The organism is Streptomyces sp. NPDC002623 (assembly GCF_053592635.1).
Map to the genome: position 1 here is coordinate 338,533 of NZ_JBSFWB010000007.1, position 12,313 is coordinate 350,845.

General features: G+C 72.6%; 8 protein-coding genes. 1 reads left to right on the forward strand and 7 read right to left on the reverse strand.

What is annotated here, in order from left to right:
- Window positions 1–5 precede the first annotated feature (5 nt).
- The gene (locus ACWD4O_RS15835) at window positions 6–5,087 is read left to right on the forward strand and encodes a hypothetical protein (RefSeq protein ID WP_451280247.1); all 5,082 of its coding nucleotides are present in this window, start codon (window positions 6–8) and stop codon (window positions 5,085–5,087) included.
- Window positions 5,088–5,146: 59 nt separating this feature from the next.
- Here ACWD4O_RS15835 and ACWD4O_RS15840 read toward each other — a convergent pair whose 3' ends face one another.
- From ACWD4O_RS15840 to ACWD4O_RS15870, 7 genes are all read right to left on the reverse strand, one after another.
- Entirely contained in the window at window positions 5,147–5,617 is a 471-nt protein-coding gene (locus tag ACWD4O_RS15840; RefSeq protein WP_450950009.1) for a DUF4396 domain-containing protein, read from the reverse strand.
- Window positions 5,618–5,714: 97 nt separating this feature from the next.
- A complete protein-coding gene (locus ACWD4O_RS15845; protein ID WP_451280248.1) occupies window positions 5,715–6,398 on the reverse strand; it encodes a DUF305 domain-containing protein in 684 nt (227 codons plus the stop codon).
- A gap of 72 nt (window positions 6,399–6,470) precedes the next feature.
- The gene (locus ACWD4O_RS15850; RefSeq protein WP_451280249.1) at window positions 6,471–6,932 is read right to left on the reverse strand and encodes a DUF6153 family protein; all 462 of its coding nucleotides are present in this window, start codon (window positions 6,930–6,932) and stop codon (window positions 6,471–6,473) included.
- A 91-nt stretch (window positions 6,933–7,023) separates the two neighbouring features.
- Window positions 7,024–7,737 (reverse strand): polysaccharide deacetylase family protein, encoded by a 714-nt coding sequence (locus ACWD4O_RS15855; protein ID WP_451280250.1) that lies wholly within the window; start codon window positions 7,735–7,737, stop codon window positions 7,024–7,026.
- Between the two features lie 14 nt (window positions 7,738–7,751).
- On the reverse strand, window positions 7,752–8,726 hold the full coding sequence (locus ACWD4O_RS15860; RefSeq protein WP_451280251.1) for a glycoside hydrolase family 11 protein: 975 nt from the start codon (window positions 8,724–8,726) through the stop codon (window positions 7,752–7,754).
- A gap of 275 nt (window positions 8,727–9,001) precedes the next feature.
- Entirely contained in the window at window positions 9,002–11,401 is a 2,400-nt protein-coding gene (locus ACWD4O_RS15865; protein WP_451280252.1) for an FtsX-like permease family protein, read from the reverse strand.
- Window positions 11,398–12,108 carry an ABC transporter ATP-binding protein gene (locus ACWD4O_RS15870; RefSeq protein WP_451280253.1) on the reverse strand — a complete coding sequence of 237 codons (711 nt, stop codon included), beginning with the start codon at window positions 12,106–12,108 and terminating at the stop codon, window positions 11,398–11,400. The genes ACWD4O_RS15865 and ACWD4O_RS15870 overlap by 4 nt, the downstream gene beginning before the upstream one ends.
- Window positions 12,109–12,313: the final 205 nt, after the last annotated feature.

Genomic DNA, 12,313 nt, shown 5'->3' on the forward strand with positions numbered 1-12,313 from the left:
CCCGGATGACAGCAACGCCGTTCTCTCCAGCCGCCGCTGTCCCCGACACCGCGTTCGTGCGCGACCGGCTGGTCGGTCTGCTGCTGTTACTGAACCAGGCGGCCGCGCGGGACATGCCCGAGGAGGAACTCGCCGCCGCCGTGGCCGGGTCGGACCTCGCGGACGGCTGGCTCGGCGAGCTGCTCGCCCGGCCGGACCGCGACGCCGTCCTGGCCGCTCTCCCCGAGTGGCTGACGGTGTCCGACACCGGCGGCCTCACCGCCCTGGTGGACGTCTGCTCCGGCGCGGGGACCGAGCCCACGGACTCCGCGGCGCACCTGCGGATGCAGCGGCTGCTGCCGCTGCTCGGCGACGAAGTCCCGGACCAGCTATCGGAGTTGTGGGCCGAGTGTCCCGTCGGCATCGATCCGGCGGAGCGGGACGGCGGGCCGGCGCACGCGGCGGTGGTCGACACAGTCGGCGGGCGGGTCGCGATCACCCTGGCCGAGGCGTCGGCGTCGGTCGCCGGGCCCGGCTGGATCCGGCCCCTGGAGTGGGCCGGCCGGTATCTGATCGAGGCGCGGGAGGCCGTCGTCGCCCTGCTGGCCCGGTTGGGCGCCGCCGAGGCCGGCGGCCGGCCGGCTCTCCCGGTCGCGGCCGGTTCCCCCCGGCCCGAGGACCCGGCCATCGGACTCGGCTACGCCCTCGACCTCCTCGCCGAGGTCGCCGGGCTGCCCCGGCCGGACCTCCTCGCCGTCGGCGTCCTGGCGGACGGGCAGGCCTTGGCGCCGATGACGGACGCCGACCTGACCGGACGCGTCGAGGCGCTCGCGCTGATCGGCGTCAGCGAAGTCCTCGCCCCCACCGCGCAGGGCTGGGTCAAGGCCGGCCCCGGCGGCGGCCTCGAAGCGCTGCCCGGCGCGCTCACCCTGGACGGGGCCGCCGCCGCGGTCTGGGGCGAGCCGTGGACCGAGTGGAAGCACGCCCGGCACCGCGAGGAACTGCTCCGCCTGGGCTGGGTGCCCCAGCCGCTGAAGGCGGCCCGGCCCGGCGACCCCGTGGCGAGACAGGTCGCCGGCCTCCGGGAGATCTTCCAGGGCAAGGACAAGGAGAAGGAGAGCGAGAAAGAGGGCGGGGCGGGCGGGCGCAAGCAGACCGGGAGAGCCAGACGGGTGGCCGTCGTCGGCGGCACCGTGCGCAGCGGGAAGACCACGATCGCCGAGCACCTCGCCGACGATCTGCGCAGCCGCGGCTGGCAGGTGCAGGCGATCAGCTCCACGCGGGGTGAACTGCCGGACCGGGACCCGCTGATCGAGGCCGCCTGCCGGGCGATCGACCTGATGGAGCGCGACGAGGGCAAGCCCTGTCTGCTGATCCTGGACGGGCTGCTCCCCCTCCAGGGCGGCAACAATGCGGTGAACGCGCTGCTGCCGATGGTGTCGGAGGACATCTGCGGCAGCGTCCTCGCGCTGCTGGAGTACGACGTCTCCGCGCAGTTCGAGTGGAACACGGACGGCCTGGACGTCGCCGCGGCCGTCGTCGGCGGGCCGCACCTGGAGGACTTCGTCAAGGACGTGGCCCTCGCGCGGCCGGGACAGCTCGACGTCGAGGTCGGGCTGGCGGAGGTCCGGCGCAGCGACGGCAGCCGGGACCTCGACCGCATCATCAGGGTCATGGGCGCCGACGGTGGCGAGGACCCCGTGCTCGACTGCTTCGGCGGTCTCGGACTCGCCCAGCAGGAGGCGGTGGCCGACCTGGCGGCGGCCTCGCTGATCCACTCGGGCATCCCTGAGGAGACCCTCGCCGACCTCGACCTCGGTGAGGAAGAGCGTGCAGCCCTCGGCGTCCGGACGCTGACGGGAGCGGGGGGAGACGGCCTGGCCAGGATTCCGTGCGTCGAGGACTGCACCCGGATCCTGCAACGCGTCCTGCAGATCCGGGAGGAGATCGAGGAGGGCGACGACCGCGACGAGCCCGAGCTGGTGCCCCTCCCGGGCGAGCACCGGCTGCGCGCCGAGGTCGTCGAGCGGCTGCAGCCCCGGGTCGAGGAACTGATGCGGCACGAGTCCCGCGAGGTCCTGACCTGGCTGCTCGGCGCCCGGCTCCACCACGCGCGCGTGGCCGCCGAGCTCCTCGACCGCACCCGCGGCGGCGCGTTCGCCGACTGGCTCGCCGGGGCGCAGGCCGCCGAACTGGCGCGCTGTCTCACCGCGCTCGGCTCCTCGCTGAGCGAGGAGATCGCCGGGGACGTCGTCCTGGAGTTCACCAAGCGCCTGGAGGACGATCCGTCGCCCCTGCGGCTGCACGACCTGGTGACCGTGATCCGCGGCATCCGGCACGCCATGTCCACCGGCGCGCTCGTCCTGGACGGCGTCAGGACCTGGCTGCGGGCGCAGGTGAACGCCGTCCTGACGGCCGGGGAGGGCACCGCGCAGCAGCGGCTGCACCTGCTGGAGCGGATCGAGTGGTTCCAGAACGCCGACCTCGACGAGATCGCCGTCAAGCGGGTCGCGGAGGTCGTCACCGGTCTGGACCCCACCCGCCCCGCCGACTACTTCCTCGTGCTGCGCGCCCTGCGCCTGCAACGGCGGCTGTGGCGGCGGGTGGCGGAGGACGCCGCCCGCCACTACGAGGACACCCCCGGCTACCACCCCGTCGACCAGGAGGCCGGCCCGGAACTGCTGATCGACTACCGGCCCCGGGCGGAGGACGGCTTCGCCGTGGTCCTCGCCGGGATGATGCTGCGCCGCCACGTCGACCGGACCGACCAGACCCAGTGGGTCACGATGATCGACGAGTACCAGGACCTCCTCCAGCCCGCCCTGGACAACAGCAGCCCCCGGGACGTCATCACCGCGCTGCACGAACTGCGGCGGACCTCCGGCATGCACCGCAACGAGATCTTCAAAAGGGCCGTCAACACCCACCGCGACGGGGGCCGTTACCTGGGCGCGCTGCGCGCTCTCCTGCGGCGCGCCACCCCGATGGAGACCGTGGAGTTCCTGCGGGTCGTGCAGGGCCTGCACGCCTGGTGCGCCTGTCTGCTGCTGGCGGCCCCGACCCCGGGCCTGGTGTGGACCGAGGACAACGACCCCGACCACGAGCTCGCCGCAAGCCTGGCCGAAGCGACGAAAGGCGACCCGAAGGCGGCGGGCATGCTGCTGTCGGTGACGCACTCGGTGGAGAACCCCTACCACCAGAGCGGCGAGAGCTTCGCCCAGCGCTTCGGCAACGCGCTCGGCGAGACCACCGTCGCGGACTGGCTGACCAAGGACCCTCGATCGTCCGTGAAGTACTACCTGGTCAAGGGGTTGTGGGAGGCGCAGGTCGGGTACCGGGAGCGGTGTCTGGGCCTGATGGTCGACATCGTCGCGCAGTCGCTCGCCATCTCACGGCGGGCCTGGGGTCCCCGGCTCGCCCTGTGGATCGGCGCGGACCCGGAGTTCGGCCCGGGTTTCCTGGCGGACCTGCAGGAGCGGATCGGCATCGACGATCTGCTGGTCGGCATGAGCGTGTGGTCGCCGCCGGACGCACAGGCCGAGTTCCACCGGCTGGCCCGCGCCCTCTACCCGAACGCCGCGCACCGGTACGCCCAGACCTTCGACGTCGGCGAACTGGCCCACCGGCTGGCCAATGCCTCGTCCATCGCCGTCGCCGAGACCTGCCGCGAGGTCGCCCGCACCATGCGGCACGGCAAGCGGGACGAGAACGGGGTCTCCGGGGCGGGCCTGCTGCAGAAGACCGGCAAGATCATCGGGCGGCGGGACGTGTGGACGGACCGGCTCGACACCGTCCGCACGGGCGAGGAGTTCACCCAGTTCCTGAGCATCCTCAGCGAGATCGACCGGGGGTTCGTCCGCCGTCTCCTCGGCGAGTACGGCGAGCGCACGATGCTCACCGCCGTCCATGCGACGGAGGAACTGCGGCTGGTGTGGAAGACCCGCTCCGCCATGTACCAGAACCCGCTCGCGGCCACCGGCATGCTCTCGAAGCTGGAGCAGGTCGCCGAGCTCGGCCGGGCCGTCTACACGGGGCTCTCGGACGACACCCACCTGATGAAGATCTTCACCGACGAGCTGCAGTTGCTGCAGAACCCGAGCGAGCAGTACACCGCCGCCCTGCACCTCAGCCGGATCGGGATCGGACCCACTCACCCCCGCAACGCGGAGTGGATGCAGATGACGTACGAGCTGAAGCTGCGGATCGTGTCCACGGTCTCCAGCCCGCGCGCCATCCGGGACATCCTGCGCACCATGGCGCTCTGGGAACGCCGTTGGGCGATCGAACTCGTCCCGAAGATAGATCTCGCCAAGCCCGCGCGCCGGCTGCGGCTGGGCCTGATCGCCGACCTGGAGCCGACCATCGGCCTCGCCGCCATGCTGACCAGCCTCGACGACCGGGACCGGGCGTCGCGCACGCTGGAGATGCTGGAGGAGGTCGGCTGGGAGCGGGTGGTCGATCACGTGGACCTGCCGTCCGCGGTGCTGCTGCTCCGGCTGGTGGGCCAACTGCAGCCGCATCACGGGGGAGCGGTCGCCGCGGCCGTCAACGCCCGGATCGTCACGCTGCTGGCCCGCGCCATCGTCCTCGACGACCGGGCCATGTGGCGCGAGGTGGGCCATGCCTGCCAGGCCCTCGCGGCGGCCGGCCGGCCCGTGCGGGGCGTCGGCGATCTGCCGGCCCGCGAACCCCTGGTCGCCGACTCCCCGGCCGTCGCCCGCGCCCTGCACTGGTTCCCGCCCACGCCCTGGCGCGCCCGCTTCCAGAACGTGGCCGTCGACCGCCTGGTCTCGCACCCGCCGCGCTCCTCCGCGGGCGACCTGACCCTCGCCCTCGCGGGGGCCACCGCCGCCGGCCGCCTCGCCGACCTGCTCGCCGGCCTCGACGGCCTCGGGCCCCTCGCCGCCGCGGGCACCAGGGATCTCGCCGACCTGACCGAGTTCGCCGCCGACCACCCCGACCTCGCCGCCGCCCTGCGCCCGTACCAGGCCGTCTTCGAATCCCACCTCCAGTCCGCGACGTCCGTGGGGTCCCTGGGCGCCCGCCGCCTCCGCCGCAGCATCACGGTGCTCGCGGCGGGCCCGTCGACGTTCAACGACGCGGGCTGACGGTCCGGTCGACAGCTGTTGCGCTGCCGGCCGGGCTTCGGAGCCTGTGGCACCGGCTCTCAGTGGTGGGCGTGGACGACGGCGTGGCCCTTGCCGCGGCCGATCATCCACTTGTTGACGGGTGTGGTGATCAGGAAGGCGACCACGAAGCCGCCCAGGAGGGCCGACCAGAACAGACCGTCCGTCAACTCGGCCTCCATCGCGCCCGGGGTGAGGGCGATGATCGAGTTGTCGACCAGTTCCATCACGGCGATGGAGACGGTGTCGGCGGCCAGCGCCACCTTGACCGCGGCCCGGAGGTCCAGCCCGGCCCGGCGCACCGCGAACAGGGTGAAGGAGTAGCCGAACAGGAACGCGAGCGCGATCGCGACGACCATGGTCGGCACATTGCCCCAGCCGAGAGCGGTGCCGATGACCATGCCGAGGATCTCGCCGATGGCACACCCGGTCAGGCAGTGCAGTGTCGCCTGCACGGCCATGGCCCACGAGGCGCCGGCGCGCTGATGATCTTGGTGATGGGCGTTGTCCATGGGTCCTGTATACCCCTAGGGGGTATCTAGGGCAAGCGTCGGGGCGGACCTGGAGCGCCCCGGGCGGGCGGCCGTCGGGCCGCCCGCCCGGGAAGGGTCAGCTCTTGCCGCTCGTGCCGCTCGTGCCGCTCTTGCCGAGAAGCTTGTTCATCTCGGCGATCTCGGCGGTCTGCGCGGTGACGATGTCGTCGGCCATGGAGGTGGCGGGACCGTACTCGCCCTTGTCCTTCTCGACCTCGGCCATGTCCACGGCGCCCTCGTGGTGCTCGACCATCATGGTCAGGAACATGGAGTCGAAGTCCGCGCCGGACGCCTTCTCCAACTCGGCCATGTCCGAGCCGTCCATCATGCCGGGCATCCCGTGCGATCCGGACGAGCCCGAGTGGTCCATGCCGGACGTCGACCCGGCCGTGCTGTCGGACGTCGTCGGGACGTCCTCGCCCCATGACGTCAGCCAGCCGCTCATGGTCTTGATCTCCGGGTCCTGCGCCTTCTCGACGCGCGAGGCGAGATCCTTGACCTCGGCCGACGAGGCCCGGCCGGCGGCGAGCTTCGCCATCTCCAGGGCCTGCCGGTGGTGCGGGATCATGCCCTGTGCGAAGGACACGTCCTGCTCGTTGTGCCCGCCGGCGGCCGTGCTGCTGCTTGCGCTGCTGCTTCCGCTTCCGCTGCTGGTGTCGCTGCCGCTGTCGTCGTTGCCGCAGGCGGCGAGGGTGAACGCGGCGGTGACGGCCGCGGCCGCGAGAACGGCGCGACGGGTCAGGGTACGGGTTTTGCGCATGCTGAAACTCCTGCTGTGCTCTGAGCGTTCTGCGAAGAGAGATCCGGACGTGGACGCGGTGACGCGTGGTGTCTAGATCCGCAGGAGTTGGAGTTCCGCCAGGGAGGGCGGCGCGCGTGCGCAGTCCGGGGCCTCGGCGCCGTACGAGCGGGCGGCGTCGGCGCGCACGGGTACGGCGACCGGGTCGGGCACGAGGGCGGGCAGGGCGGGAGCGCCGCTCACCGCGGCCGCCGCACAGGTCGGATCGGCGTGCTGGAGGTGGCCGCCTCCGCAGTGCCCGCCCTCTCCGGCGCAGTCGTCGGAGGCACTGACCGAGACGGCCCCCGAGGCGGCCTCCATGTGCTGCGCCGACTGCGACTGCAACTGCGACGGCGACTGTGCCTGTGACGGCGGCTGCGACCCGGCGTGCTCGTGCACGGCTCCGACGGGAGACAGCGCGTGCATGGCCAACAGCCCGGCCAGCACCCCGAGCACGAGCAGCACCCGCCACCGCCGCACGGGCGTCGACGCGAGGTGCCGCTCCAAGGCCTTCATTGCGCCCATCGTAGGCGGCGCCGGAAGCCGAAGAGCGACACTCGCGCATCACGGGTCACACGTCACACGTCAGACGCCCCGTCACGGACGGTCATCCGCTGCCGGGCGCCACCGCGCGGCCGGTCTGCGGGGAGATCATCCCGGCGCACAGGCCGCGGGCGGCGAGTCCCTGCGCGATCCGGGGGATCGCGGCGAGCGTGTTCGCCGACCAGTCGTGCATGAGAATGATCTGCCCGCCGGTGAGCCGTCCGGCGGCCTGGACGATGGCGTCGGCGCCGGCGCCGTTCCAGTCCTGTGAGTCGACGTCCCAGATGATCTGGGTGAGCCCGTACTTGGCGGCGACCGCCTTGACCGTCGGGTTGGTCTCGCCGTACGGCGGCCGGAACAGTCTCGGAGTGCCGCCGCCCGCGCTCGCGACGGCCTGCTGGGTGCGGTAGATCTCGGAGTCGATCGCCGCCTGGCCCAGCTGGGTCAGATGCGGGTGGGTGTAGCTGTGGTTGCCGACCCACATGCCGGCGCTGACCTGCGCCCGCACCTGGGACGGGTTGGCGGCGGCGTACTGGCCCTGGTTGAACATCGTGGCCCGCAGCCCGTTGCGGGTGAGCGCGCCGAGCAGGGCCGCGGTGTTGGCGGACGGGCCGTCGTCGAAGGTCAGCCCGACGTATCCCGTGCAGACGGCGGCCGGCACGGGTGCGGCGGCCTGTCCGGGCGTGCCGGCCTGCGCGGGTGTGGAGCCGAGGGTGAGGGTGGCGGCCACGGTCAGGGCGGCGACCGCCGGTTGCGCGAGTGAGCGGCGGATTCTCATGGGGTCTCCTCCCTTCAGGGCGCTGTGCAGGAGACGGTCGGCCAGGTCCAGTTGCCGTTGGGCTGAACGGTGACGCCCCAGTTGTTGCCGCTGCCGTTGGGTTTCGCCGTGAGCACCTGGGCGCTGGGGTAGGCGGCGGTGATGTTCCAGGTGGAGAGGATCTTCGCGGGGGAGGGGACGTTCATCGTGACCGTCCAGTCGGCGGCGCCGGTGACCGAGACGTTGAGGTTGTACCGGTCGCTCCACTGCTGCCCCGCGGAGAGGGCGGCGGAGCAGCTGCTGCCGCTGCCGCCCGAACCGGTCCCGCCCACCGTGATGTTGGAGTTGCCGCTGCTCTGGTAGCCCTCGGTCGCCATGATCATGTAGTAGCTGAAGCTGCCGAGCGGCATGCCGGCGCGGGCCCAGGCGTCGAAGTGGTTGCCGGTGGTGATGGTGCCGCCGGTCCGCTTCGACTGGCGGACGCTCCAGTACTGGTCGAAGGTCTTGGTGCCCTCGACGGACGGGGCGTTGTACCGCGTCGTCCGGTAGATGTCGTACGTGCCGCCGTCGCTGGTCACCGCGCCCATGTACGTTCCCGTGGGCCGGTAGGTGCCCCAGTTGTCGACGATGTAGTACTCGACGAGCGGGTTCGACGTCCATCCGTAGAGAGCCAGGTAGGCGTTGCCGGACGGATTGAAGGAGCCCGAGTAGCTCACGCTCCTGCGGCCGCCGTTGGCCCAGCCCTTTCCGGCGACGAAGTTCCCGGTGTTGCTCCAGGAGGTGCTGTAGTTGCCGCCGGCGGCCAGGTTCATCGAGACCGTGCCCGGGGCGTCGGTCCAGAACGAGTAGTAGTAGCCGTTGTTCGTGCCGGTCTGGTTCGTGGTGACGACGGTGTCGGCGTGTGCGGTGCCCGGCAGGGTCATCGCGGCCACGGCGACCAGCACGGTCGTGCAGACGCCGCTGATGAACAGCCTCAAGCGGCCGGGACTGCGTGCGGGTGCGTTGTTCATGGGGGGTGCTTCCTCCTCATCGTCGTGAGGTCGATGAGGAGGAGTTTTGGTATGCCCCTGCCAACTGTCAACAGTTTCGGCAATGATCCCGAAACATTCGCCTTGCTGGTGAGTCGCTGGGTGGATTGTTTCTGCTGCTCAGTGACGGGATGCGGCGGATCTCGACCGGATGGAGGCAGAGTGATCGCCGCTTCAAGATCGGTACGCAACTTTCGACGCCTCGAATGTTTCGAGGAATTTCCGATCAGCTGGCCGGTCCGTGCGAGAGCCCGGGCTCACTCCGTGCGCAGCGCCGTGGCCGTGCCGGTCCGCGCCGCCCAACCCGCCGGGAGGGCCGCACCGGCCACCGCGATGACCAGCCCGCCCAGGGCGAGCAGGGCCGACAGGGGCGGGCCGTAGACGGCGATCATCGACGTGGGCAGGTTCATGCCGACGGCCTCGCCCATGAACGGCGTGACGAACCGGTGCAGGGCGACCCCGGCCGGGACCGCCGCCACGCCCGCGAGCAGGCCGATCCCGGCGACCGAGGTGACGACCATGACCACGGTCTGGCGGGGAGCCATGCCCAGCGCCTTGAGGACGCCGAGGTCGTGGACGCGGTCGCGGGTGTCGAGGACGACCGTGTTGAGCACGCCCAGCCCCGCGACCACGACGAGCATCAGCGTGAGCATCCCGATCAGCGCGTCCATGGCCGCGATCACACTGGACGAGTCGCCGGAATCGGCCATGGCGACGGCGTCGAGCGGGTCCAGCGCGCGGTTGAGCGCGGTCAGATAGCCGGACAGGTCCGTGCCGGATCTCGTCTGCACGTCGTAGCGGCCCGGAATCGCGTCGAGTCCCAGCGCGGTGAGGGTCGAGGTCCCGGTCAGGAGCTCCATCCCCTCGCCCTCCGTGAAGAAGGCCTCGCCGACGATCCGTACCGAGGCCTGCCGCCCCTGCTCCGTCAGGGTCACCGTGTCCCCGACCCGGATCCCGGCCGCCTTCAGGAACCGGGCGGTGACCACGGCCTGGCCCGGCGTGCCGTCGAGCCACTCGCCCGAGACCATCGGGGGACCGGCCCACGAGGCGTCGCCCTGGTACGCCACCACGGTGGTGGCGCCGGTGATCCCGGACGCGCTCACCTCCGCCTGGGCCGTGCCGTAGAAGCGGCTCGTCCCCGGCTGCGCACGGAGTGCGGCGGCGACCGCGGCCGGGTCGGCCTTCTGCGCCTCGGGCCCGCCGTCCGCGCGGACCGCCTGGGCGCCCGGCGGCGCCTGCCCCCCGCCGGTCCCCACCACGACCGACCCGGCCGAGTTGAGCATGCGGCCCGACTGGACGGCCCCGAGCGTGAGCGCGAGCCCGACTGCGAAGGTGACGGCGACGGCGCCGAAGACGACCGCGGCGGCCGTCGTCGCCGAACGCGCCGGACGGGCGAAGGGGTTGGCCAGCCCGAGACTCACCGCGCGCGGCAACGGCAGCCGTCCCGTCAGCCGCCGCACCAGCCGCCCCCGACCGGCCCCGGGCGTACGCCCGACGGTGATCGCCTCCACCGTGCGCAGCCGCCCGGCGCGCAGCGCGGGCGCCAGCGCGGCGACGGCGACCAGGACGAGGGCGGCGGCGGGCACGACCACGTCGAGCCACCCGGGAATCGACGCCGCCGGCCCCTCGAAGGCCTCGCCGACCTCGCTGAGCACGGGAACGGCCAGCAGATTGCCCAGCCCCACGCCCAGCACGCAGCCCACCGACGCCGGGATCAGCGCCTGCCCGACGTAGGCCCGCACGACCTGCGCCGGCGTGAAGCCGAGGGCCTTGAGAACGCCGATGCGCCGGGTCGCGGCGCCCACCGCCCCGCTGACGACGATGCCGATGACCAGCACCGACAGCAGCAGTCCGAGGAGCCCGAACGCGGCCAGGAACGGCACGAACGCCATCGAGTTGGCCGTCGCCTCCTGCTTGACGCTCAGATAGGACTGCACACCGGTCAGCGCGCCCTTCGGCACACTCGCGGCGATCGCGGCGCGACCGGCGGCCACCTGGGCGTCCGTGCCCGCCTGCCGGAAGCGGTAGAGCATCTCGTACGTGGGCGCGGAGCCCGCCGTGGCCAGCGCCTCGGCCTGCGCGGGAGTCACCCAGGCGTCCGCGGTGCCGGTCACCGACCGGGCGACGCCGACCACGGTCAGCGTGTCGCCGCCCGGCGCGCCGGGGATCGTCAGCCGCACGCCCAGCGGCGCGGGCACCCCGTCGTGGGCGACGACGATCTGCCCGGGGCCGGTCGCCCACTCGCCCTCGACGAGGTCGACGTCGTCGACGCCGACCGTCGCGTCGGCCCGGCCGACGACGGTCATCGGCGGCAGATCGACACCGGCCGGAACGACATCCGAGCCGGAGGCCGTGCGAGGGCGCACGGAAACGGTCCGGAAGGGTCCGGCCGCCGCACTCACGCCCGACGCCCGGCCGGTCGCCGTCGTCGTCGCCGCGAGCTGCTCGGCCGAGACCCTCGCCCCGTCGAAGTGCGCGGTCAGATGGGCGCCGTGCTGCTTGGCGAAGGCGTGGTCGAAGGGCGCCTGGGACGCGAGGAGAAGCCCGGCGGCGAGCACCGACGCGGTGACGGCCACCAGCGTGGTGAGGATCATGACCGTGGTCTGCACGCGCCGCCGTCCGACCCCGGCGCGCACCACCCGCCCCAGAGCGCTCATCGGGTCACCGCCGCGGCATGCCTGCTGTCCCGGACGACCCGGCCGTCGACCAGCTCGACCGTCCGGGTCGCGCAGGACTCGGCCAGCCCGAGATCGTGGGTGACCAGGACGATCGTCTGCCCTTCGGCGTTGAGCTCGGTCAGCAGTTCCCGGACGTCCGCACCGGAGACGGAGTCCAGCGCGCCGGTCGGCTCGTCGGCCAGCAGCAGGGCCGGACGGTTCATCAGGGCCCGGGCCACCGCGACCCGCTGACGCTCCCCGCCGGACAGCCGGCCGGGGTAGGCGCCGGCGTGCCGGTCGATGCCGAGGCGCTCCAGCAGACCGGCGGCCCGACCGCGGGCCTCGGCCCGGGGCATTCCGGCCAACTGGGCGGGCAGCAGCACGTTGTCGGTGACCGTCAGGTCGTCCAGCAGATTGAAGAACTGGAAGACCATGCCGACCTTCGACCGCCGGTACCGCGCCGACCCGGCCTCGCTCAGCCCGTCCACCCGCAGCCCGTCGACGGTGACGCTGCCCGCGCTCGGCCGGTCGAGTCCGGCGACCAGGTTGAGCAGCGTCGACTTGCCGCTGCCGGACGGCCCCAGCACGGCGACCGCCTCTCCGGCCTGCACGCTCAGCGTCACGTCGGCGAGAGCGGGCGGCCCTTCCCCGTACGTCCGGGTCACCTCGCGGATGTCGATGACGGGCGGGGTCGCGGTCGCGGCCACGGTGCCTCCAGGAGCGGGTGGTGTGATGGACGGTTTCGTTCGCCCCGAAGCTAGGGGCGCGGCCGTGCCGGGGGCGTCGCCCGTGACGGCGAGAGCGGCTACCGTCCCGGGATGACCGGCCGAGCACGTCATCCCTGCGATGTACGCGGGCGATGTAGACGCCCCGTCAGGCCCGTCCGCACGAGGTCGGATGTGACGGGGTGAG